Source organism: Cupriavidus taiwanensis (assembly GCF_900250075.1).
GTDB classification, from domain to species: Bacteria; Pseudomonadota; Gammaproteobacteria; order Burkholderiales; family Burkholderiaceae; genus Cupriavidus; species Cupriavidus taiwanensis_C.
Genome location: NZ_LT977070.1, coordinates 232677 through 255508, shown reverse-complemented (window position 1 = coordinate 255508; position 22832 = coordinate 232677). Strand labels below are relative to the sequence as shown.

Genomic DNA, 22832 nt, shown 5'->3' with positions numbered 1-22832 from the left:
TGCCGCGGCGGCTGGCGTCAGCCGACGCGGCCCGGCGGTGTTCAGCCTTGCTTGCCCTCGGCCTTCGCTTCCTGCTTCGCTTCGGCCTTGGGGGCCGAGGCCGGGGCAGCGGAAGCCGCGGTCGGCGTGGCGGCCGGCGCCGAGGCGCCCGCCTGCACGAACGGCACCGGCCTGGCCGGCGCGCCGACCTTGACCTTCTGCAGGCCCTCGACGATCACCTTCTCGCCGCCCTTCAGGCCTTCGGTCACGATCCAGCGGTCACCGATCGCCTGCGGCGCCTTGACCGGCACCGCCGCGACGTTGCCGTCGGCACCCACCACCATCACGCTGGCACCCTGGGCGCCGCGGATCAGCGCGCGCTGCGGCACGGTCAGGGCGTTCTCATCCACGCCCTGCTCGATCTTCACGCGCACGAAGGTGCCCGACAGCAGTTCGCGGTTCGGGTTGGGGAACTGCGCGCGCAGCGTGATCGCGCCGGTGGTCGGGTCGACCGTCATGTCGGAGAACAGCAGCTTGCCGGTGTGCGCATACTCGCGGCCGTCTTCGACGAACAGGTGCACGTTGGCACCGCCGTTGACGCCCTTGACCGCGCCGGACTCGATGGCGCGGCGCAGGCGCGTGACTTCGGAGGCCGGCTGGGTAAAGGTGACCCACATCGGGTCGACCTGCTCCACCAGCGCCAGCTTGGTCGCCTCGCCCTTGCCCACCAGCGCGCCTTCGGTCACCAGCGCGCGGCCGGCCCGGCCGCTGATCGGCGCGGTCACGGTGGTGTAGCCCAGGTTGATCTGGGCGGTGCGCACCGCCGCCTTGGCCGACGCCACGTCGGCGTTGGCCTGGCCGGCGGCGGCGACGGCGTCGTCGTACTCCTGCTTGCTGACCGCGTTGACCGCCACCAGCGGCTTGTAGCGGTCGGCCTTCAGGCGCGCCGACACGGCGTTGGCTTCGGCGCGCTGCAGCGCGGCCTGGGCCGAGGCCAGCTCGGCCTGGTAGGGGGCGGGGTCGATGCGGAACATGACCTGGCCGGCCTTCACTTCGCCGCCTTCGGTGTAGTTGCGCGACAGCACGATGCCTTCGACGCGCGCGCGCACTTCGGCCGTGCGCACGCCTTCGAGGCGGCCCGGCAGTTCATTGACGACGGCGACCGACGACGGCGTCACGGTGACCACGCCCACTTCAGGCGGCGGCGGGGCGCCGCCCTCGGCCTTCTTGTCGCCGCAGGCGGACAGCGCCACGGCCGACAGGGCCGCTAGTGCGTAGGCTGCAACGCAACGGATAGGTTGGGACTTCCTCATCGATAACCCCATGATGGCAATTTGAGATCCGCCGTGCCGCCCCGGCCTGTCATCGGACAAACGGGAACGACATGGCGCGCCGCAAGGCTTTGCGGCGGGCAAAAGCGTGATGCTAGCCACAAATCGCGGCGTCGCGGTGACGATTGCGACGAACGGTGGCTTTTATGTAACGACTGGATAATTTGTCCGGCTGGCCTGCGGCAGGATTGCCCGCCGTGCTGGGTAGGTCACAGTGGGCGGCTGGCCGAATGCCGGGCAAGCGCGTATTATATATACATTCAAGCATGTATGTTAAGTTGATGTCGCGATGGGGCTTTCGGCGCAAAACATGACCGGAAAGCCACGGCAACACGCCCCCCCCCGCCCATCCCGACCGGATCGGTACGAAATGCGTGGAATCTACCCCCGGGATCAGGGCGCAAACCGCCGGCCCGGGTTAGGATGCGCGCCGTCGTGTCGGCTCGCAAGCGTGGCAATGCCCATCATGTGATGACAACGACCCACCGGAGCCACGCTGCCGGCAGGTGTGCCTGCCGAGGCAGCCGCACCAGGGAGAATCAACCAGACCGGCCATGATCGCGCGATCGCGACATGCCGCCGGCAGCAGAGACAATCATGGTCAGACGCACCAAGGAAGAGGCGCTCGAAACGCGCCACCGGATACTCGACGCGGCCGAGGCCGTGTTCCACGCCCGCGGCGTGGCCCGCCCGTCGCTGGCCGACATTGCCGAGGCGGCCGGGGTCACGCGCGGCGCGATCTACTGGCACTTCAAGAACAAGAGCGACGTGTTCGCCGCCATGTGCGACCGCGTCCACCTGCCGGTGGAGGCGCTGATCGAGCCGGAGCGGCTGGCGCGCCAGGAAGACCCGCTCGGCGGCATCCGCGACATCTGCGCCTATGTAATGCGCCAGACCGTGATCAATCCGCGCTGGCGCCGGGTCTTCGAGATCATCTTCCACAAGTGCGAAATGGTGCAGGACAACGGCGCCATCTTCGAGCGCCAGCGCCAGTCCCACCAGGATGGCCTGGTCAAGATGCGCGAGCACCTGCGCCTGGCCGTGGAGCGCGGCCAGCTGCCCGCCGACCTGGACCTGGACCTGGCCGTCAATGCCTTCCATGCCGCGGTGGGCGGGGTGCTGGCGCACTGGCTGTTCTCGCCGCAGGACTTCAACCTCGACGCCAATGCCGAGCGCCTGTCCGACGCCTTCATCGATACCCTGAAGTTTTCGCCGGCGCTGCGCCACGGCTACGTGCCGCGCCCGATGGCCGAGCTGGACCAGGAGCTGTCCACGCTGTGCCGGCAGGCCTGCGCCGGCGCGCCGAACGGCGGCCTCGATACCCCCGACCTGGTGCCCTGAGTCCCGCTGCTGCCGAGCGCGGGCGTCGCGCTAGCCGCGCATGGCCTCGCGCCAGCGCGCCAGGAACGCGCGCTTGCGCATGGCGTCCTGCGCCGCCAGCAGCCCCGGGCCGACGCTGATCGGCTTGAGCGCGTAGCCGAGCCGCTCCGACAGCGCCGCGGCCGTGTGCACGCTGTCGGTATCGGTGCGGATGGTATAGAGCTGCGAAGTGGACTTGGCCAGCAACGCCTGGCCCTCGCGCGACAGCAGGTAGTCCAGCCACAGCCGCGCCGCATTGGGCCGCGGCGCGCGCCGCGCGATAAAGGCCACGCGCGACATCACCAGCGTGTAGTCGCTCGGGGCGATCACATCGATGGCCGCGCCGCGCTGCATCAGCGACAGGGCATAGGACCCCAGCAGGTTGTAGCCCATCACCAGCTCGCCGCCGGCGATGCGCTCGATCATCTCCGCGGTGGACGCCGACAGCTGCACCCCGGCACGGCCCAGCGCCTGCGCCAGGTACCAGAACTCGCTGCCCATGCGCGCGTCCTGCTGCGCCAGCAGGTAGCCCACCCCGGAACGCTCCACGTCATACGTCACCACCTTGCCGTGCCAGCGCGGCGCGTGTTCCTGCAGCAGCCGCGCCAGCCCGCTGCGGCTGCGCGGGGGGCGCATGCCGGCCAGGTGGTGGCGGTTGTAGACGATCACCGCGGGCTCGAAGGTGGTGCCCCAGGCCTCGTCGCGCCACACCGCCCAGCCCGGCAGGCCGGCGCGCTCGGGCGAGGCGTAGCGCTGCGCGTGGCCGTCGTTGACCAGCTTGATCTGCAGGTCCATGGCGGTGCTCCACAGCACATCGGCAAAGATGGCCCGCGGCCCCGGCGGCTGGCCGGACAGCGCCGCGGTCTCGGCCAGGAAGCGCTGGTTGAGCTGGACCGTGTTGAGATCCTGGTAATGCACGCGGATGCCGGGATAGCGCGCCTCGAACGCGGCAATCAGCGGGCGCGCCACCTCCAGGTCGGTCGACGCGTACACCGTGACCATGCCTTCGCGCAGCGCGCCGGCAATGGTGGCGTCATACCCTGACGGGTATCCCGGCGGCGGCGCGGGCGGCCTTGACTGGGCATGAAGGGGCCATGCGGCGCCACCCAGCAGCGCGGCGCCCAGCAGGCGGCGGCGCTGTCCCGAAGGGGGCGAAGCGCAGTCGGTCAGACAAGGCGGGGAAGGTTGGAACGGCTGGGACGAACGCGGCGACACGGTGCTCGGGACGGAGGGACTGCCGGTGGTGCCGGGGAAAGCGGCGAGCGCGCCGGACCGGCGGGGCGAGGGTATTATAGGCGCCCGCGGCGGGCGCGCTCCATCGGTGCTGCCCCCGGTTTTGCGGGCGCTTGCCATGCCTTGTCCCCGCGTGTGCGCGCCGCAACTAACATAGAACCAACCGGCACAGGAGGAGACCGGCATGCGCATCCTGCTGGTGGAGGATGAAGTCGAACTGGCACGCTGGGTCGCCCGCGCGCTGGAGCAGGGCGGCTTCGTGATCGAGCACGTCGCCGACGGCCTGCAGGCCGAGGCGCGCCTGCAGGCCGAGGAATACGACGCCGTGCTGCTGGACCTGCGGCTGCCCGGCAAGGACGGGCTGGCCGTGCTCAAGTCCATGCGCGGGCGCGACGACCGCACCCCGGTGCTGATCCTGACCGCGCAGGACACCCTGGACGAGCGCGTGCGCGGCCTGAACCTGGGCGCCGACGACTACCTGCCCAAGCCCTTCGCCATTGCCGAGCTGGAAGCGCGGCTGCTGGCGCTGATCCGCCGCAGCCGCGGGCGCGCGCATCCGCGCCTGCAGTGCGGCACGCTGGTATTCGACGGCGAGACCCGCAGCTTCACGCTGGGCGGCGCGCCGCTGGCGCTGACGCCGCGCGAATCGACCCTGCTGGGCGCGCTGCTGGCACGCAGCGGCCAGCCGCTGACCAAGGCGCAGCTGCTCGACAAGGTGTTCTCGCTCGACGCCGACGTCTCGCCCGATGCGATCGAGGTGCTGGTCTACCGGCTGCGCAAGAAGCTGGCCGGGCACGGGGTCACCATCGTCACGCTGCGCGGCTTCGGCTACCTGCTGGAGCCGGAGGCGAAGGGCTGAGATGCGGCATCCGGTGCTGCTGTGGCGCCGCGGCAGCCTGCGCCGGCAATTGCTGTTGCTGCTGCTGCCGGCGCTGGCGGCGATGATGGCGCTCGACACCTGGCTCACCTACGGCACCCTGCGCGACGCCGCCAACACCGCCTACGACCGCTCGCTCTACGGCTCGATCCGCGCCATCGACAATGCCATCGGCATGGCCGGCGACAACGTCCAGCTGACGCTGCCCGACGCCGCCATGGAGATCTTCGAGACCGCGGCGCAGACCCACGTGTTCTACCGCGTCTCGACCGAGCGCGCCGGCCAGGTCGAAACCGTGACCGGCTACAGCGACCTGCCGCTGCCGCGCGGCCCGCTGGTCAACAACCAGCCGCGCTTCTACGACGCCGAATACCTGGGCGAGGCGGTGCGCATCGCCGCGATGGCGCGGCCGGTGTACCGGCCCGATGCGCGCATGCGCGTGATCATCCAGGTGGCCGAGACCGCCGAGCCGCGCAGCGCGCTGATCGGCTCGGTGTGGCGCAGCGCGCTCGCGCGCGACCTGCTGCTGATCCTGCTGAGCGCCGCGATCCTGGTGGGCGGGGTCACGTACGTGCTGCGCCCGCTGGCGCGCGTGCGCGACGACGTCGAGGCGCGCTCGCCCGAGGACCTGACCCCGCTCGTGTTCGAGCGCGTGCCGGCCGAGGTGCGGCCACTGGTCGACGCGGTCAACCTGCACGTATCGCGCTCGGCCGCGATGGCGCAGTCGCAGGCGCAGTTCATCGCCGATGCCGCACACCAGCTGCGCACCCCGCTGGCCATCCTCAAGACCCAGGCGGAGTATGCCCAGCGCCAGCTCAACGCCGCCGACCCTGCCGCCGACCCTGCCGCCGACCCCGCCGCCGCGCGCGCCGCCGCCGGCGAAGCCGTGGGCGGCATCGTCACGCAGCTGGAACAGGCCGCGCGCCTGACCAACCAGCTGCTGGCGCTGGCGCGGGTCCGCCAGCACCGCGGCGACGCCGCGCAGCAAAGCGAGCCAGGCGAAGGCATCGACGTCATTGATGCCGTCACCGTCGCCGAGCAGGTGGCGCTGGACTACCTGCCGCTGGCGCGCGGCAAGCAGCAGGACTTCGGCTGGGAGCCGGTGCCAGGGCTGGCGCTGCCGGTACGCGCCGACGCCGCGCTGCTGCGCGAGGCGCTGGCCAACCTGGTCCACAACGCGATCCAGTATTCCCCCCGCGGCAGCCGCATCACGCTGTCGGCAACGCGCTCGGGCGATCACGCCTGCCTGGTGGTAGAGGACGACGGTCCCGGCATTCCGGCCGAGGAACGCGAGAAGGTGTTCGCACGGTTCTACCGGCGCGTGGGCAACGCGGAGCCCGGCTCCGGGCTGGGGCTGGCGATTTCGCGGGAGATGGCGGCGCGGTTTGGCGGGACGGTGGAATTGGGGGAAGGGGCGCAGGGGACTGGGGTGCGTGCGGTGTTGAGATTGCCGGTGGAAGGTAGCTAGGTTTACGACCGGGTCCATGGATCTGGACATCCGACTCCGTGGAGGCACCCGCCCTCACCCCCGCCCCTCTCCCGCAGGCGGGAGAGGGGAGAAAACCGGCGACAGCGTACGCGTTCGAGCGCCAAGCGAGCGCAGCGACGCGTTCCGTGCCAGGGCCCACGCCCCGCGATAGGGCCGGCGCAGCAGCCGAAGGCGTTCCTACGGTAAGACTCGCAGCAGGGACCACTCCGCGCTCTGGGCTCGTTCAACCTGCACTTCAACGCCCCTGCCACCGTGGTGCACCACCGCGGCAGGCAGTCTAGCTATGCGAGGAAGCAAAGTCCCGTACAAAAACCCCCAGGCACACTACGATAAGACATGCCGCCCGCAGGGCAGTAAACGCGCTTTTTGGTTACTTTTCGGCGCTCGGCCAAAAAGTGACCCGCCCAGCAGGGCGGAACCACGCGGTTCAACAGCCAACAGCATGTCACCAACAGCGACGCCATTCGAGCGAGCTGAATTTTCGAAACTATCCAAACAACTCCTCCGCCACCGTAGGATGCACCTGCACCGTCGTCTGCAAATGCGACTCCCTTACCCCCAGCCTTAACGCCACCGCCAGCGCCTGCACAACCTCTGGCGCCGCGTTATCCATCAGATGCACCCCCAGCACGCGCCCGCTGCGCGCATTGAGCACCAGCTTGAACACCGACTGATGCGGCGTGCCGGCAAAGCGATGCTCCAGCGAGACAAAGCGCTTCACCACGGTACGGATACGCTCGGGCTTGCCGGCAGCCTCGATGGCCTGCGCTTCGGTCAATCCCACCGCACCGATGGCGGGCTCGCAGAACACCGCGGTCGGCACGAAATCGAAATCGGCGCGTTCGCCGCGCCGCCCGAACAGGCGATCAGCCAGCCAGCGCCCCTGCGCGGTGGCCACAGGGGTAAGGTGCAGGCCGTCGATAGCATCGCCCAGCGCATAGACGCTACGCACGCTGCTGCGGAACTGGCGGTCCACGCGGATGCCGCCCCGCTCGCCGAAGTCCACGCCCAGCGCTTCCAGCCCCAGGCCCTGCACGTTGGAAACGCGCCCGATCGCCGCCAGCGCAGCCTGCGCGCGCACGGACTCGGTCTGGCCGGCGCGGGCCGGGTCGTTGGTAGGCTGGTAGCAGACTTCGACGGCGCCGTTGGCCTGGCTCAGCAGGTGCACGCGCGCGTTCAGGTGCAGCCGCACGCCGCGCGCGGTCAGCGCGTCGGCCAGCGCCGCGCCGATGTCGTGGTCGAAATGCGGCAGCAGCCGCTCGCCGGCGACGATCAGGTCTACCTTCACGCCGTAGCGCGACAGGATCGAGGCCTGTTCCACGCCGATATAGCCGCCGCCGATGACGGCGACTGACGCGGGCAGGCTCTGCCAGGTGAAGACGTCGTCGGAGCTTGCGGCCAGGTCGCCCCCCGGCACCTCGAGCGTGCGCGGGCGCGCGCCGGTGGCGATCAGGATGCGGCGCGCACGGATGGTCTCGTCGCCGACGCAGACTTCCTCCGGCCCGGTGACGCGTGCCTCGCCGTGCAGGACTTCGACGCCGGAATCGGTCAGGCGCTGGGTATAGCCCACGTTCAGACGCGCGACCTCGGCGTTGACGCGCACGATGGCATCGCGCCAGTCCTCGTGTCCGCCGGTGTGGGACAGGCAGCCCGACAGGATGGCCGACCACGAGGCCCCGTAGGACAGCATTTTCTTGGGCACGCAGCCGCGGTTGACGCAGGTGCCGCCAATCGCGTCGCGCTCGACCAGGATCACGCGCGCGCCATGCGCGGCCGCGCGCCGCGCGCACGCCACGCCGGCCGAGCCGCCGCCGATCACCACCAGGTCGGCCTCGCGCGACTTGTCGTTGCGACGGCTGCGGCCGCTGCGCGCACGCGGCACCTGCTGCACCGGCGGCGCCGCGCTCACCCCGCGGGCGCGCCGCGGCGCGCTGGTTCCCTGCACGATGGAAAGCGGTGTCTGGCGTTTGGTCATCCATGCCTCCTGTCGCGGCACGCGGGCCGCATCGACAATCATCAGGCCAGCGCCGGCAACACGGAAACTAGGCAGCGGGCCGCAGTTCGGTATTCAGGATCGACGGCCACTCGCGCAGGAAAGTTTCCCCGTCGCGGCGGCCGAGTTCGTAGGCGTGCGTCATGGCGTCGGGCCGGGTGTAGTCCCAGCTCGAGATCGGCACGCGCTGCGAGGGCTGCAGGTACAGGCGGCGCTGGCCGCCTTGCTCGAGCACGAAACGGCGCGGGCGCGGGTACAGCCGCGTGACCAGCACCAGCACATTGCCGGGCGCGGCGTCGAGCGCGTCGACCGGCACGTTGTCGACCAGTCCGCCGTCCAGCACCGGGCGCCCGTCGCGGCGCAGCACGGGCGTGAACGGCGGCGTCGACGCCGACTGCAGCAGCAGGTCGGCCAACTGCTCGGGCGAGGCGCAGTCCTGCGCGCGCACGAACTCGGGCCGGAAGCCCAGCTTGCGCCCCAGCCGCGGGTGCAGCGTCTTGAGCACGTGCTTGTCGATGTTGTAGGCCAGCAGCCCGGCCGCCACCGCCAGGCGCGGGCCGCTCCAGCGCGGGATATGCGCCACGCCGATGCGGATCTCGGGCGCCTGCTGCAGGTGCGCGAGGCGCCCATCGGCAAAGATGGTCAGCAGCGCGGTGCGGTAGATGCCGTAATGCGGGAACACGCGCTCGTTGCGCAGCAGGTTGCCCCAGTAGACGTTGCGGCGGTTGTCGGCCAGCACCGCCCGGTAATAGTCCATGGTCTGGTGCGAGTCGTGCGCATAGACCATGCAGGCGGTAGCCGCGCCGGCCGAGATCGCGGCGATCACGCGCGGACGCAGTTGCAGTTCCGGCGCGACCGTGTCCCACCAGCCCGCCTGCCACCAGCAGCGGTTGCCGCCGCCGGCAAAGACGACCTGGTCGAAGGGATTGGCGTCACCGCAAGCCATGGGAGATCCGGAGCGCGTCAGAGCAGGGCGTAGGTGGTGGTGGCCTGCACCGCGAGCTTGCCGTCGGTGCCGGTCAGCTCGATCTCGCCGAACACCACGGTCTTGCCCAGCCGCAGCACATTGGCGCGCACCAGCACGTCGCCGTCGATCACCGGACGCATGAAGTTGGTGGTCAGGGTGACCGTGGTCATCGGCCGGAACGCGCCCAGCGCGCTGGCCACGGCAACAATCATGGCGGTATCCGCGGCGGAAATCAGCACCTGGCCGCAGACCACGCCGCCCGCATGGCGGAACGATTCGCTGAACGGCAGGCGCAGCGTCACGCCGCGCTCATCGACGGCTTCGGCGCGCAGACCAAGCTGGCGCACCCACGGCGCCAGCACGCGCTCGAGCGTGGCGTCGATGTCGGCAAGGGTCAGGGCTTCGGGCATGAGGCTCCTTGTTCTGTCTGGCCGCGCCATGGCGATCCTGTGGCGGACCGCTATTCCGTCTCCTCCGGCGCGACGCGATGTTTGAGGCAATGATACAGGGGCCCGGTGGCCAGCACCACGAACGCCATCCGGATCACGTGGAAGGCGGTCACCAGCGGCACCCCGACCTCCAGCACCTTGGCGGTGATGCACATCTCGGCGATGCCGCCCGGCGTGGTGCCCAGGATCACCGTGGCCGGATGCGCGCCCGACAGCGCCGACAGCCCCCAGCCGAACAGCGCCGACACCACCAGCGCCAGCACGGTGTACAGCGCCACCCCCGACAGGAAGCGCGGCGCGGTATGCAGGAACTCGCGCGAGAAACGCACCCCCAGCGACACCCCGATCAGCAGCTGGCCGGCCCGGCTCATCCAGGTGGGGATCGCCGACAGCTCGATGCCGCAGGCGGTCAGCACCGCGGCTGCCAGCAGCGTGCCGATCACGAACGGGTTGGGCATGTTCAGCCGCTTCACCAGCAAAGCCACACCCAGCGTGATCGCCACCAGCGCCACCAGCCCCGGCGCGCTGACCACGCGCGGGCCCGGAATATAGGGGTCGAGCCCGTGGATGCCGCCGTACTGGAAGATCGCCGGCACCGTCACCACCACCATCAGCACCCGCAGCGAATGCGCGGCCGCCACCTGGTCGATGCGCGCGCCGTTGCGCTCGGCCAGGTTGGCCATCTCCGAGGCACCGCCGATCGCGGTGGAGAAGAACGCGGTCTTGAAGGCGACGCCGGTGGTCCGCCGCAGCAGCAGCGCGCCGCCCGCGCCCAGCGCCAGCGCGAACAGCGATCCGGCGACGATGTACGGCAGGTATTCCACCAGCCGCGCCACCACGTCCGGCGTGAAGTACAGCCCAAGCGAGGCACCGATGACCCATTGGCCGGCATTGCGCGCCTGCGCCGGGGCGCGCAGGTCGGCGCCGGCCATGCGCGCGGCGGCCACCGCCAGCAGCGGCCCGATCATCCACGGCAGCGGCGTATGCAGGAGAGTGCAGAGCAGGGCGGCGGCCAGCCCGAGCGCCAGCGTGGGCAGCGCGGACAGCCAGCGGTTGGCGGCAAGCGGCATTGGTCAGCGGCCTGGCGCGGGGCGCCGGCGCTTGTTGTTGTGACGAAGGAAAGCAAAGAGGCCCGCGCGCCATGGCGCCGGGCCCCCGGAGAGACTATCGCATGCTAACGCGAATCACGCGGCGTTGTCTGCCTGCGCATGCGCGCTGCCGCGCCCGGCGTGCCAGCGCAGCAGGCGCGGGATCACCACCACCGCCACCGTCAGCGCCAGGATCGAGGCCGAGATCGGCTGGCGCAGGAACAGGCTCCAGTCGCCCTGGCCGATCGACAGCGCGTTGCGCAGCTGCTTCTCCGCCATCGGCCCGAGGATCATGCCGACGATCACCGGCGCGGTGGGGAAGTCGAAGCGGCGCATCACCATGCCGAGCAGGCCGATCACGAACAGCAGCAGCAGGTCGAACCACGACTGGCGGATGCCGTACGCGCCCAGGCCGGCGAAGATCAGGATGCCGCCATACAGCAGCGGCGTCGGCACGCGCAGCATGCGCACCCACAGGCCGATCGCGGGCAGGTTCAGCACCAGCAGCATCACGTTGCCGATATACAGCGACGCCAGCAGGCCCCACACCAGGTCGCCCGAGGTCTGGAACAGCATCGGCCCCGGCTGCAGGTTGTAGTTCTGGAACGCCGCGAGCAGGATCGCGGTGGTGTTGGAGGTGGGGATGCCCAGCGTCAGCAGCGGTGCCAGCGTCGCCGTCACGGCCGAGTTGTTGGCGGCCTCGGGGCCGGCCACGCCTTCGATCGCGCCGACCTTGCCGAACTCTTCCTTGTGGTCCGACAGCTTCTTCTCGGTCGCATACGACAGGAAGGTCGGGATCTCGGCGCCGCCCGCCGGGATCAGCCCGAACGGAAAGCCGATGAAGGTGCCGCGGATCCACGCCGGCAGCGATCGCTTCCAGTCCGACCGGTTCATATGGGTCGAGCTGAGCTTGTTGTAGGTGCTGGGCGGCTGCGGGAAGAAGGCGTTGAACAGGGCCTCGCCCACCGCGAACAGGCCGACGGCGACCACCACGATGTCGATGCCGTCGTACAGCTCCTGCACGTTCATCGAATAGCGGGTCTGCCCCGACAGCGAGTCCATGCCGATCAGGCCGATGCCCAGGCCCAGGAACAGCGCGGTCATGCCGCGCAGCAGCGACGAGCCCAGCACCGCCGAGACCGTGGTGAAGGCCAGCAGCATGATCATGAAGTATTCGCCCGGGCCGAACTGCAGCGCCACGTCGGCGGCCACCGGCGCGAACAGCGACAGCATCACGGTGGCGATGGTGCCGGCCACGAACGAGCCGATCGCGGCGGTCGCCAGCGCCGGGCCGGCGCGGCCGTTCTTGGCCATCAGGTTGCCTTCCATGGCGGTGACCATGGTGGAAGACTCGCCCGGCGTGTTCATCAGGATCGAGGTGGTCGAGCCGCCGTACATCGCGCCGTAGTAGATGCCGGCGAACATGATCAGCGCCGCGGTGGGCTCGACCTTGGCGGTCAGCGGCAGCAGCATCGCCACCGTCAGCGCGGGGCCGATGCCGGGCAGCACGCCGATGGCGGTGCCGAGGAAGCAGCCCACCAGGGCCCACATCAGGTTGATCGGCGTGATCGCGACGGCAAAGCCGTGCATCAGCTGGTTCAGGGTATCCATGCGAAGACTCCTTGCGTGACGAGCGGGCTCAGAAGCCGGCGATGGGCAGCAGCGGCAGGTTGATGCCGAGCAGGAATTCGAACAGCGCCCACATCGGCACCGTGATGCACAGCCCGATGATCGCGTCGCGCACGATACGGCGGCTGCCATAGCCGCGCGCCACGCAGACCATCAGCAGCGTCGACGACAAGACAAAGCCGAGCGTGCCGATCAGCGCCATGTTCAGCACCAGGCCCGCGGCGACCCAGACGAAGCCGACGAAGTTGTGTGGCGCGTTGGGCAGTTCGGCATCCTCTTCCGGCATGTTGCGGAAACCGCCGCGCACGCCCTGCCAGGTCAGCAGCGCGCCGCACACCGCCAGGCCGATCGCCACCAGCGTAGGCACGAAGCGCGGCGACAGGCCCGCATAGCCCTCGTCGCCGGTGATGCCGGACAGGCCGAGGAAGAAGAACAGCGAGATCGCCAGCACGGCGATGCCGATGGCGAGGTGCGAGGGTTTCATGAAGACTCCTTGGCCATGGTCGCCGGGCCGCGGGGGCGGGCGTGCGCGACGCTGGCGGATGCTGCCCGCGCGGCGGCGGGGCCCAGTGACATGTGTTGTTGTCTTCGGTATCGCAGGTGGACACCGGGCCCCGCGCCGTGTTTCCGGCCGCCGGGATCACCGGTGGCGTCGGCAGGCACGACAGGTAAAGCGAGAGAGTGCGTCAAGGCGGTATGCAGGGCGCTGCAGCCCTGCGCGCCAGCACAGTGTTACTTGGCCACGCCCAGTTCACGCAGCGTGCCGCCCAGGCGGGTCGATTCGCTCTCGACGAACTTGCCGAACTCGTCCCCGGTCAGCAGGAACGGGGTCCAGTCGTTCTTCTGCAGCGTGTCCTTCCAGGCCTTGCTCTCGGTGGCCTTGACCACCGCGTCGATCATGGCCTTGCGCTGCTCGGGCGTGATGCCCGGCGCGCCGTACACGCCGCGCCAGTTATAGATCTCGACGTTGACGCCTTGCTCCTTCAGCGTCGGGATATCGGCAACGCGGTCCTTGGACGTGACCGCCAGCGCGCGCATCTTGCCGCTCTTGATAAAGGGCAGGAACTCCGACACGCCGGCGATGCCCACCGTCACGTGCCCGCCCATGATAGAGGCCGAGGCTTCGCCGCCGCCCTGGAACGGCACGTAGTTGACCTTCTTCGGATCCACGCCGCTTTCCTTGGCGACCAGGCCGGCCAGGATATGGTCGATCGAGCCCTTGGAGCCGCCGCCCCAGCTGACGCTGCCGGGGTTGGCCTTCAGTTGCGTGGTCAGGTCCTTGACCGACTTGATCGGCGAGCTGGCCGGCACGGTGATGACCATGGTGTCGGCGAACAGGCGCGCGATCGGCGTGGCGTTCTTCAGCGTGACCGGCGGCTTGTTGGTCTCGATCGCGCCGACCATCACCGCGCCCACCACCATCAGCGCGTTGGGATTGCCCTTGTCGGTGTTGACGAACTGCGTCAGCGCGATGGTGCCGCCGGCGCCGCCCTTGTTGTCGTACGAAGCGGCCTTGGCCTGGCCCGCGGCGATCATCGCCGCGCCCAGCGAGCGGCCGGTCTGGTCGAAGCCGCCGCCGGGGTTGGCGCCGATCATGACCTTGACGTTGTCCATCGCGAAGGCGGGTGCGGCCACGGCAGCGGCGGCAACGGTGGCGGATGCCATCACGGCATGGGCGAAGCGGAAATAGGTACGGCGCATGGCGGTCTCCTTGGTAATACCGGTGATCGCTTGCCAGTCGATGGCGGCCGCGATCCGACCCGGGGGTTCCGGCGGCCACGGCGTTGCGGGACGGGATGTGCGCCCGGGGGCGTGCGCATTAGCGCGGCACCGGGCTTGTCTCCTGTCCGGCGCGGCGGGGGCTGGCCGGGACTGTTCTTGGATTTTGGTGAACGTCAGGCCGGAACTTCCGGCCTTGGGGCGGATTCTAGGCGGGGGAAACTGTCAAAAGGCTGTCAAATCGGGGGAGAGCGGGGTGGGGTTTACGTGGATGGAGGAGAGTGGACGGGTGGAAGGGCGGCACTTCGTGGAGACGCCGGCCCTGAAACACCACCTCACCCCGCCGGCTTCGCCTGCAGGCAAGGATCCTTGCGCCCGACCGCCGGCACCACCACCGCCATGTCGAACTCCCCCTTGTCAGGCGCGTTTTCCACATAGCCGATGCTGAGCGCCTGCCCGGCGTCACCGCCCAGCCAGCGCGGCACCCCCACATCGCGCCGCACATGCCCGTTCCCCGCGATCAGCACCGCGCCGCGACCCGCATAAGGCCGCAACGCCTGCGCCATCACCGCGTCGCGCGCGGCCTGTGCCGCCAGCATGCCGGGCAGCATCGCCTTGGGGAAATTGCCGCAATGCCCGCGGTCGAGCACCGCGGTCTGCGCCGCCACCAGGTCCGGCGGCAACGCGCCGGTCAGGCCAAGGCGCTGCCGCTCGTCCGCGGAAAACAGCCCGTCGAGCCCGCCGCGCACGATCTTGGCCGCATCGGCGCGCGACAGGTTGGCGGCGACCAGCGGCAAGTCATAGTGCAGCGCCAGCGCCACCACCGGCTTGTACAACGGCCACTGCCACGCGCCCCCGCCGGCCTGCGCGATCAGGTAGTCGGCATCGCGCGGGCGCTCGCGCCGGGCCCGGTCGATGTCGGCCTGGCGCTCGCGGTCGAACTGCTCCATGGCGATGGCCGGGCGCCAGCCTTGCTCGATCGCGCGGGTCAGCGCCTCCAGCCGCTGCTGCTGGCCGATGGCGTTGTCGTGGACCTCGCCCAGCAGCACGTAGGGCTTGCCGGCGAAGGCGGCGCTGAGCGCCGATGGCGCCGGCCCCGGAGCCGCACAGCCGGCGCCCAGCACGGCAACGGCAGCGGCCAGCGTGGCGGCCGCGTACAAGCGGAATGAGATCACGTGGTCTCCCTTATCTCGTTTCAGTGGCCGGCACCGACGCCTGCGGCGGCGGCTGCTCCGGCACGTACACCATCGATCCGTCCTGCATCCGGTACGCCACGCCGGCCTTGATGCCGTCGCCGCTGCCGACCTGGCCGCTGGCCTGGTAGCGCACCACCTTCTCGCCCTGGCGCGACACGATCTCCATGTTCGGCTTGCCGGGATTCCTGATGATGGTGACGTCATCATGGGTGAACGGGTTGGCCGGGTTCTGCGCGATCGCCACCAGCAGCGCGGCGATCACCACCAGGAACACGTCGATCAGGTTCACCACCGACAGGATCGGGTCGTCGGCCTCGCTCTCTTCCAGGAACTTCATTCGTCCACCTCCCACTGCGGCCGCGACTGCGCCAGCCACACCAGTTCCTCGGCCAGCCAGCGCCGGCGCACGTTGACCACCCAGAACGTGATGCTGGCCGCGATCAGCGCCAGGATCACCGCGGAGAAGGCGATGGTGAGATTCTCGCCCACATTGGCCAGGTTGCCACCCGACAGCCCCTTGAGCGCGGGGCCCATCGGGATCATGGTCGCCACCAGCCCCAGCATCGGCGCCACGCGCGTGGCAATGCGCGGGCGCTCCAGCAGGCGGTGCGCGGCGACGTCGAGCGCGTCGGCATCGGCCACCTTGTGCCTGCGCGCCCAGGCCACCAGCACGTAGCCGCGCCCGCTGGCGACCGGATGGCGCGCGCGCAGCCAGGCCTGCATGGCGAATTCGCCGAGGGCCCAGAAGGCATAGAGAAACAGCAGCGCGATCAGCGCCAGCGTCGGGATCAGGAACAGCTGGCCGACGTCGTACATCAGGGTTTCGAGCAGGGTGGGTGTCATGGGACCTCAGTCGTCTGGGAGTACACAATCGAACTACTCGTCGTCCCCGCGACGGCGGGGACCCAGTGACTCTTCAAGACGCTGGATTCCCGCCTTCGCGGGAATGACGGAACGAAACTCAGCGGTGCGGCAGCCATGCCTCGGATCTGCTCGCAGCAAAGCGCCGCCGCGCGCTGAGCGCGCCGCCCGCGATCGCCGCCGCCAGCGCGATGCCGCCGGCCAGCCACGACAGCACCGGCACGATCTCGGCCGCGGGCGGCTTGCGCTCCACCAGTTCCATGCCTTGCACGGGCTGCGGCGGGTTCGGCGCGGGTGCGGGTGCCGGAGCGGGTGCCGGAGCGGGTGCCGCGACGGCAGGCTGCGGCGGCGTTGGCGCCGGCGCCGGCGCCGGACGCGGCGCCGCAGCGAGCGGCTGCAAGCCATAGCCCGGCGCGGCAGCCCGGGCCTGCTGCTCGCGATACTGGTTGAACGCGCGGTTGTGGCTGACGATGTCGTGCCGCTGCGCCAGGTCCTGATAGCGCTGCGCCAGCGTCTGCAAGAGCTTGCTGTCGGCCTTCCAGTAGCCCTTGCGTGCGGCTTCCAGCATGCGTTCGATCACCTGCGCCTGGGCCTGCGGCGCGTTCGTTTCGAACCAGTCGTTGAGGCCGAGCTTGTGCTTGTCGTTGACATAGACCTCGGCAAACTCGGTCCACTGGTCGTCGCGCACGATCTCGGGCGAGACCGCGGTCCAGCCCCAGAAGTTGTTGACGGTGTCGAGCACGTTCAGCGCGCCGCTGTAGCCCTCGGCCTTCATGCCCTCGATCCAGCCCGGATGGAAGTAGCGCGTGCGCAGCTCGCTGGCAAGGAAGCCGGCGGCGGTCTCTGTGCGCGCCTGGCTGGCATCGCGCAGGTTGGAGATCAGCAGCTCCGGCGCCTTGCCGGTCAGGTGGCGCACCGCCAGGCCGATGCCGCCGAGGTACTGGAACGGGTCGTCGGTGGTCAGCATGCCGTACAGGTTGGAACTGCGCGCCAGCAGCGCGCCGTCGACGCCCTTGAGGTTCTCGGCATACAGGTTGACCTGCGGCAACGCCTCGCCCCAGTGCTGCTCGTCCGGGCCGTAGGCGTACTGCATGCGCGCCAGATACAGCCTCGCCAGCTTGGCATCGGCCTGGCGGTCGCTGCCGAAGGTGTCGGTCGCCAGCGCCGCATCGTTCAGGCCGGTGCCGTAGTTGCCCGATTCGCTGGCAAAGATGCGCGTCACCGCGAGCCCGTCCAGGCGATCAGCGGGGACCTTGAGCCGGGCCAGGCGCTCGCGCACCGCGCGCGTATTGGCGGCGACCACGTTGCCGGGCTCCGGCTGCGCGGCGGCCACCTTGACGGCCTCGGCCAGCCACTTCATCAGGTTGGGAAAGTGGTCGCGATAGAGACCCGTCGCCGACAGCACCACGTCGACGCGCGGACGCCCCAGTTCCGCGGCGGCAATCGGCTCGACACCGACCACACGACCGCCGTCGTCCCACTTCGGCCGCACGCCCAGGGCCGCCATCGCCTGCGCTTCCAGCATGCCCTGGTGGCGCATGGTCTCGACGCTCCACAGCGAGAACGCCAGCTTGTCGGGATAACGGCCATGGCGCTTGCGCCAGTCGGCGATCATCGCCTCGGCGGCGGCCTGGCCAGCCTTCCAGGCTTCGCGGCTAGGGACCTTGGAGGGATCGAAGCCGTACAGGTTGCGCCCGGTCGGCAAGGTGTCGGGGTTGCGCACCGGATCGCCGCCGGTGCCCGAGTGCAGGTGGCGGCCCGCCAGCGCGGTCAGCAGCCCGGCGTTTTCCGGCGTGGCATCCAGGCTGGCATAGAGCTGCCGCGCGCGCTGCATGTCTTCGCGCTGGCGCGCATCAGGCAGTTCCTCCAGCGGCGCGCCCTCGGCCACGTAGCGCCGCACCATCGCATAGGGCGGCGTCTGCGCCAGCTGCGCGTAGTCGACCGCGAACAGTTCTTCCGGCTCGTCGGGGAACACGCGCCTGAGCCAGTCCTTGCCGAGCATCGCCATGGTCGTATAGAGCCGCAGCCCCGGATCCTGCGACTGGCCGAAGGTGTGCAGGCCATATGGCTGCAGCGCGCCGCCTAGTTCATGCAGGTGGATGTGCAGCGCATCGAGATAGCCGCTGAAGTCGGCGCGCGCCCGTGCCGCGCTCCAACCCATGTCTTCGAACAGATGCATCGACGCGCTGCGCGACAGGATCTGCTGGCGGATGGTGTCCTTCACCGCGCCTTCGTCCTGCTGCAGGTACGCGTGCAACTGGGCGTGCAGCGCTACCAGGTCGGTATGGAGCCCGGCCGGGCGGAACGGCGGCGTCTGGTGGCTGACGATCACGGCGCGGCCGCGGCGCTTGGCCTGGATCGCTTCGCCGACGTCATCGACGATATACGGATAGATCACCGGCACGTTGCCCAGCACCAGGTAGGGCTGGTCGGTGACCGACAGGCCGCGCTCCTTGCCCGGGGTCCATTCCTGCGTGCCGTGGGTGCCGTAGTGCACCAGCGCCTCGCGGTCCTGGCGCGCCCACAGGTAGGCCGCCATGTAGAAGTGGTTCAGCGGCGTGGAGGTGGAGTGGTAGAGCGCCTTCTCGTCCGACTCATTGCGCTCGCCGCGCGGCGGCACCGGCATCAGCGCGACGTTGCCGAGCTGCAGCCGCGGGATCACGAAGCCGGCCTCGCCGTGGCGCGTGGTCGCCATCGCCGATTGCTCGGGATTGCCCCAGCGCTGCGCGACCGCGGCGCGGAACGGCGCGGGCTGCGCGTCGTACCAGCGGCGGTATTCCGACATCGGCATCCACACCGCGAGGCCGGCATCGAGCAAGGGCTCCAGCCTGCCGCTGCGATAGAAGGGCGCCAGCAGCGCGCCGAGGTCGCGCTGCAGCCGCGCTTCGTCGGCGGCCTCGGTGGTGTAGCCCGCCGCGCGCAGCGCCGCCAGCGTGCTGGCCAGGCTCTTCGGCAGGTTCAGGAACGACGCCGACAGGTTCTTCTCGCCGGCGGGATAGTTGTAGTACAGGATCGCCACGCGCTTGTCGGCGTTGGGCAGGTGGCGCAGCCGCGCCAGCGCCAGTGCCTTGTCGGCCACCGCATCGAGCTGCGCCGGCAGGCCGACGATGGCGCCGTCGCCCTTGGCCGTGGCGGCGGCCAGCATGGGATCGATCACGCCGGCCAGTTCGGGCTGCACCAGATAGAACGGCGTGTCGGTCAGGCTGATGCCGTGCGGGTCGTCCTGCCACGCCTGTGCGTCGCCCTTGCGGTAGGGCATGACCTGCAGCACCGGCACGTCGAGCTGCTCGAACTCGGCCTTGCGGCCATGCGGGTTCAGCATTATCTGGCCATTGACCAGCACGTCGACCAGGCGCTTGCCGCCGGGCATCGCCATGCGCATGATGCCGTCCGCATCCATCACCGGGCCGTAGAACGTGAGCACGCGCGCGTGGCGGGCTTCGAGGCGGCCGATCAGGTCGTCAATGAAGGCGCTGTCGAGGCCGGACACATAGGCCTGGTGGATGGCGATGCCGATCACCGGGCCGCTGCTGCCGGAGGCCGCCAGCGCTTCCTGCGGCGAGGTAGTGATCACGCCGGCCAGCCTGGGGTGGTAGTAGGCGGCCTTGGGAAACACCACGGGCGCCGGGATGCCATCGTCGCTGCGCAGGTGGAACTGGCGGGCCGCGATCGTGCGCATCATCGCGCCGAAGTTGCCGCGGCCGCCGTTGACGTAGTACGCCTGCAGCCGGGCGGCGAGCTCGTCGTCGACACCGTGCGCCTCATGGCGGTCGGTGGCGATCAGCACGCGCGGCACGCGCGCGTCGCGCCACAGCGGACCGAGGCGCTGCAGCATCGCGGTCACGATGTGGTCGCGCGGCGCATCGACGATCAGCAGGTCGGCGTTGTGGATAAACGGCGCGACCTCCTGCGCCGGCATGCGCTCCAGGTACTGCGCCTCCAGCGACATGCCCTGGGCCTGGGCCAGTTCGCGCAGCGGACCGAACTTGCCCGCCGGCACTGGCGAGCTGGTCAGGATGGCGATGCGCGGCGCGGCAGCCTGCGCCGCGCCGGTCCACATCAGCAGGCACAGCAACGCCCAGAGCCAGCGCGAAGTGATGGTTTGTGAGGACATGCGTTACCTCCTTGAGCCGGGGTGACTCAGAACGACAGCTTCAGGCTGGCGGCGAAGGTGCGGCCCGGCTGCGTGTAGAAGTCCACGCCGGGCTCGGTCGCCGAGACGCCGGTCTGGCGCACGTCGCCCCACAGCCAGTACTTCTTGTCGAACAGGTTGTTCACCGACAGCGCCAGGCTGACATGGCGGTTGAAGCGCCACCACGCCTGCAGGTCGACCACGCCGTAGCCGGCGGGCTTGAAGTAGGTGAACGACGAATCGTCGGTGCGCGTGACAGGGCGCGCGCCGCGCCAGCGGATCGCAGCACCTTGTCCTTGCACACGCTCCCACGTCAGCCCGGCGCTGGCGCGCAGCGGCGAGACGCTGTTCAGGGGCTGGCCGGTCTGCTCGTTGTTGCCATGCGCGTACGCCACCGCGCCGTCGATGCGCCATTGCGGCAGGAAGCGCCACACGCCGCGCCACTCGGCGCCGTAGATGCGCACGCTGGTCTGGTTGCGGTACTGGTAGGTCGCGCGCAGGCCGGGCAGGCATGCGGGGTCGGACGGGCAGGTCAGCTGCACCTGTTCGATGAAGTCGCGGTAGCGGTTGTCGAACAGCGCCACGCTGGTCTGCACGTTGTCGCTGGTATAACGCGCGCCGACCTCGAACGAGCGGCTCTTTTCCGGGTCCAGGTTGGCGTTAGGAGCGGCGCCATAGCCCTGCACGGGGTTGCGGAAGCTGCCGTTGACTTCCTGGTAGTTCGGCGCGCGGTAGCCGAACACGTATTGCGCCCACAGGTTGACGCGGTCGCTCGCCTGCCACAGCGCCGACAGCTTGGGCGACAGGTGCGAATCGCTCTTGCTGACCGCCGGGCGGCCGCCGGCATTGTTGTAGACCAGGTCATCGCCATCGGGCGAGAGCGAGTAATGGTCGAAGCGCAGCCCGGGCGTGAGCGTGAAGCGGCCATCGAAGAAGCGCATCTCGTCCTGCGCGAACAGGCCGGTCTGGCGGGTCTCGCCGGTGGGGAAGTCGTGGATCGGGAAATTCTCGCCGGCCAGCGTCTTGGTGGTGGTGCCGGTGGTCAGGTTGCGCACCGTGCCGTCGCGCGATTCCGACGAGCGCACGCGCATGAAGTCCACGCCGCCGATCAGCCGGTGCTCGACACCGCCGGTGGCAAACGACTTGTCCCCCTGAAGGTTGAAGCCGGTCTGCTCCTGCTTGAAGCCGAAGCCCAGCGAGACGTTGCACAGGCTGGTGCCGCGCGTGGTGGCCGAGCAGCCGGTGCTGGTGTTGCTGCGGACCTGGTTGGTCAGCGTGGTGGTCTCGGACTCCTGGTAGTAGACCTGCGCGGCCAGGCGGTCGAGCACGCGGCTGGCCGGCTTCCACTCGTAGTCGAGGCTGACGCGGTCGCGGCTCAGGTCTTCATTGCCATTGGCGGCGGTGACGCGCGGCAAGGCCGTGGACAGGCGCAGCAGCTCGGTGTCGGTGTTGCCGTCGCGATGCTCGTAGGTGAACCCGAACTTGTGCGCCGGGCTGGCGTTGAGCAGGATCTTGCCCAGCCACGCCTGCGTGCGCACGTCCTGCGGGTTGGGCCGGGTGCGGTTGACCGAGCTGGAATCGTCGCTGCCCATGTTCTTCATTTCATGCGCGTTGCGGTTCGCGTACATGAACAGGCCCTGCAGCGTGTCGCTGCCGCCGGCCACCCCCGCGGTCTGGCCGAAGCCGTTGTCGATGCCGTTCCAGTTGAGCCCCAGTTCGCCGCCGACCTTGCGGCCCTGCATCAGGTCCGACGGATCCTTGGTCGCGTACGCCACCACGCCGCCGATCGCATCCGAGCCATACAGGCTCGACGCCGGCCCGCGCAGCACTTCGACGCGCTTCAGGAACGAGAACTCTGGCGCATCGCGCGTCGAGCTGGAGATGTTCGACGGCCCGCCGCCGTTGAAGAAATCCGGAAGCCGCACGCCGTCGACCATCTGCAGCACGCGGTTGTCCTCGATGCCGCGGATATTGATGCTGCCGGCGCCGAAGCGGCGGCGGTCGCGCGGCACGTCGATATCGGGCTCGTCGGCGAACAGGCCGGCCTCGTCGACCGGCTGTGCCCGCTCGACCTGGCGCGCATCGCGCGTGGTGATGGTGGAAGCGACCGCGTCGGCGCGCTCTGCGGTGCGGGTGGCGGTGACCACGACCTCATTGAGCGCAGCGAGCGTGGTGGCGTTGGCGATGGCAGGCGCGCACAGCGCCGCGCACACGGCGGCAACAGGCGTGACCCGGACGGTGGCGCGCAGGCGCGCCAGGCAGCGACGTTTCATGGATTCTCCCCAAATGAAAGCGGACGCTGGCTGGCTGGAAACGGGGGCGTATGGCTGGCTCGCGTGGAGGCGCTACCTGACGGCGGAATGCCATCGCAACTGGCGCCTCGTTTTAGTTAACGAGAATTATTATCGTTTACAGCGAGCGCGGTAAAGCGGTTCACGCATAGGATGTGGTGGCTCTACCACATCGGCGGCATGTTGTCGGCTGGATACACAGATCGGTCAGCACTCCTCTGGCTTGCAAACTTTGTTTG

General features: G+C 69.6%; 17 protein-coding genes. 3 read left to right on the top strand and 14 right to left on the bottom strand.

From position 1 onward, the window contains the following. Positions 1-41: 41 nt before the first annotated feature. Positions 42-1292: an efflux RND transporter periplasmic adaptor subunit gene (locus CBM2588_RS01125; protein WP_115678999.1), complete on the bottom strand. Its 1251-nt coding sequence runs from the start codon at positions 1290-1292 to the stop codon at positions 42-44. A 615-nt stretch (positions 1293-1907) separates the two neighbouring features. Between CBM2588_RS01125 and CBM2588_RS01120 the strand changes: the two genes are divergently transcribed. Further along, on the top strand, positions 1908-2651 hold the full coding sequence (locus tag CBM2588_RS01120; RefSeq protein ID WP_115678998.1) for a TetR family transcriptional regulator: 744 nt from the start codon (positions 1908-1910) through the stop codon (positions 2649-2651). A gap of 30 nt (positions 2652-2681) precedes the next feature. On the opposite strand, the gene CBM2588_RS01115 is transcribed toward CBM2588_RS01120, so the two are convergent. Then, positions 2682-3671, bottom strand: a complete 990-nt coding sequence (locus CBM2588_RS01115; RefSeq protein WP_231942084.1) for an ABC transporter substrate-binding protein — start codon at positions 3669-3671, stop codon at positions 2682-2684. Positions 3672-4086: 415 nt separating this feature from the next. On the opposite strand from CBM2588_RS01115, the gene CBM2588_RS01110 reads away from it, so the two are divergent. Further along, the gene (locus tag CBM2588_RS01110) at positions 4087-4761 is read left to right on the top strand and encodes a response regulator (RefSeq protein ID WP_012354366.1); all 675 of its coding nucleotides are present in this window, start codon (positions 4087-4089) and stop codon (positions 4759-4761) included. 1 nt (position 4762) lies between these two features. After that, positions 4763-6247 carry a sensor histidine kinase gene (locus CBM2588_RS01105; RefSeq protein WP_115678997.1) on the top strand — a complete coding sequence of 495 codons (1485 nt, stop codon included), beginning with the start codon at positions 4763-4765 and terminating at the stop codon, positions 6245-6247. A gap of 508 nt (positions 6248-6755) precedes the next feature. Here the strand turns inward: CBM2588_RS01105 and CBM2588_RS01100 are convergent. The 12 genes from CBM2588_RS01100 to CBM2588_RS01045 all read right to left on the bottom strand — a co-directional run bounded on the left by CBM2588_RS01100 (position 6756) and on the right by CBM2588_RS01045 (position 22575). After that, a complete protein-coding gene (locus CBM2588_RS01100) occupies positions 6756-8243 on the bottom strand; it encodes a dihydrolipoyl dehydrogenase family protein (protein WP_115678996.1) in 1488 nt (495 codons plus the stop codon). Between the two features lie 67 nt (positions 8244-8310). Further along, the gene (locus tag CBM2588_RS01095; protein ID WP_115678995.1) at positions 8311-9207 is read right to left on the bottom strand and encodes a patatin-like phospholipase family protein; all 897 of its coding nucleotides are present in this window, start codon (positions 9205-9207) and stop codon (positions 8311-8313) included. 17 nt (positions 9208-9224) lie between these two features. Next, positions 9225-9638 (bottom strand): PaaI family thioesterase, encoded by a 414-nt coding sequence (locus CBM2588_RS01090; RefSeq protein WP_115678994.1) that lies wholly within the window; start codon positions 9636-9638, stop codon positions 9225-9227. A 50-nt stretch (positions 9639-9688) separates the two neighbouring features. Further along, complete coding sequence (locus CBM2588_RS01085; protein WP_115678993.1) at positions 9689-10747, bottom strand: AbrB family transcriptional regulator; 1059 nt, start codon at positions 10745-10747, stop codon at positions 9689-9691. 114 nt (positions 10748-10861) lie between these two features. Continuing rightward, positions 10862-12376: a tripartite tricarboxylate transporter permease gene (locus tag CBM2588_RS01080; protein WP_115678992.1), complete on the bottom strand. Its 1515-nt coding sequence runs from the start codon at positions 12374-12376 to the stop codon at positions 10862-10864. Positions 12377-12404: 28 nt separating this feature from the next. After that, positions 12405-12878 carry a tripartite tricarboxylate transporter TctB family protein gene (locus CBM2588_RS01075; RefSeq protein WP_115678991.1) on the bottom strand — a complete coding sequence of 158 codons (474 nt, stop codon included), beginning with the start codon at positions 12876-12878 and terminating at the stop codon, positions 12405-12407. Between the two features lie 248 nt (positions 12879-13126). Further along, a complete protein-coding gene (locus CBM2588_RS01070; RefSeq protein WP_115678990.1) occupies positions 13127-14095 on the bottom strand; it encodes a Bug family tripartite tricarboxylate transporter substrate binding protein in 969 nt (322 codons plus the stop codon). A gap of 353 nt (positions 14096-14448) precedes the next feature. Then, positions 14449-15285, bottom strand: a complete 837-nt coding sequence (locus tag CBM2588_RS01065) for a ChaN family lipoprotein (RefSeq protein ID WP_115681348.1) — start codon at positions 15283-15285, stop codon at positions 14449-14451. Positions 15286-15298: 13 nt separating this feature from the next. Then, positions 15299-15646 (bottom strand): DUF2149 domain-containing protein, encoded by a 348-nt coding sequence (locus CBM2588_RS01060; RefSeq protein ID WP_115678989.1) that lies wholly within the window; start codon positions 15644-15646, stop codon positions 15299-15301. Beyond that, a complete protein-coding gene (locus tag CBM2588_RS01055; RefSeq protein ID WP_115678988.1) occupies positions 15643-16152 on the bottom strand; it encodes a MotA/TolQ/ExbB proton channel family protein in 510 nt (169 codons plus the stop codon). The genes CBM2588_RS01060 and CBM2588_RS01055 overlap by 4 nt, the downstream gene beginning before the upstream one ends. Before the next feature lie 118 nt (positions 16153-16270). Continuing rightward, positions 16271-20284: a cobaltochelatase subunit CobN gene (gene cobN / locus CBM2588_RS01050; RefSeq protein WP_231942083.1), complete on the bottom strand. Its 4014-nt coding sequence runs from the start codon at positions 20282-20284 to the stop codon at positions 16271-16273. Between the two features lie 26 nt (positions 20285-20310). Beyond that, positions 20311-22575, bottom strand: coding sequence for a TonB-dependent hemoglobin/transferrin/lactoferrin family receptor (locus CBM2588_RS01045; RefSeq protein ID WP_115678987.1), 2265 nt, complete (start codon positions 22573-22575; stop codon positions 20311-20313). Between the last annotated feature and the right edge of the window lie 257 nt (positions 22576-22832).

Coding starts and splice junctions, on each gene's coding strand:
- CBM2588_RS01125 (WP_115678999.1), bottom strand. CDS start 1,292: ATGAGGAAGTCCCAACCTATCCGTTGCGTTGCAGCCTACGCACTAGCG.
- CBM2588_RS01120 (WP_115678998.1), top strand. CDS start 1,908: ATGGTCAGACGCACCAAGGAAGAGGCGCTCGAAACGCGCCACCGGATA.
- CBM2588_RS01115 (WP_231942084.1), bottom strand. CDS start 3,671: ATGGTCACGGTGTACGCGTCGACCGACCTGGAGGTGGCGCGCCCGCTG.
- CBM2588_RS01110 (WP_012354366.1), top strand. CDS start 4,087: ATGCGCATCCTGCTGGTGGAGGATGAAGTCGAACTGGCACGCTGGGTC.
- CBM2588_RS01105 (WP_115678997.1), top strand. CDS start 4,763: ATGCGGCATCCGGTGCTGCTGTGGCGCCGCGGCAGCCTGCGCCGGCAA.
- CBM2588_RS01100 (WP_115678996.1), bottom strand. CDS start 8,243: ATGACCAAACGCCAGACACCGCTTTCCATCGTGCAGGGAACCAGCGCG.
- CBM2588_RS01095 (WP_115678995.1), bottom strand. CDS start 9,207: ATGGCTTGCGGTGACGCCAATCCCTTCGACCAGGTCGTCTTTGCCGGC.
- CBM2588_RS01090 (WP_115678994.1), bottom strand. CDS start 9,638: ATGCCCGAAGCCCTGACCCTTGCCGACATCGACGCCACGCTCGAGCGC.
- CBM2588_RS01085 (WP_115678993.1), bottom strand. CDS start 10,747: ATGCCGCTTGCCGCCAACCGCTGGCTGTCCGCGCTGCCCACGCTGGCG.
- CBM2588_RS01080 (WP_115678992.1), bottom strand. CDS start 12,376: ATGGATACCCTGAACCAGCTGATGCACGGCTTTGCCGTCGCGATCACG.
- CBM2588_RS01075 (WP_115678991.1), bottom strand. CDS start 12,878: ATGAAACCCTCGCACCTCGCCATCGGCATCGCCGTGCTGGCGATCTCG.
- CBM2588_RS01070 (WP_115678990.1), bottom strand. CDS start 14,095: ATGCGCCGTACCTATTTCCGCTTCGCCCATGCCGTGATGGCATCCGCC.
- CBM2588_RS01060 (WP_115678989.1), bottom strand. CDS start 15,646: ATGAAGTTCCTGGAAGAGAGCGAGGCCGACGACCCGATCCTGTCGGTG.
- CBM2588_RS01055 (WP_115678988.1), bottom strand. CDS start 16,152: ATGACACCCACCCTGCTCGAAACCCTGATGTACGACGTCGGCCAGCTG.
- cobN (WP_231942083.1), bottom strand. CDS start 20,284: ATGTCCTCACAAACCATCACTTCGCGCTGGCTCTGGGCGTTGCTGTGC.
- CBM2588_RS01045 (WP_115678987.1), bottom strand. CDS start 22,575: ATGAAACGTCGCTGCCTGGCGCGCCTGCGCGCCACCGTCCGGGTCACG.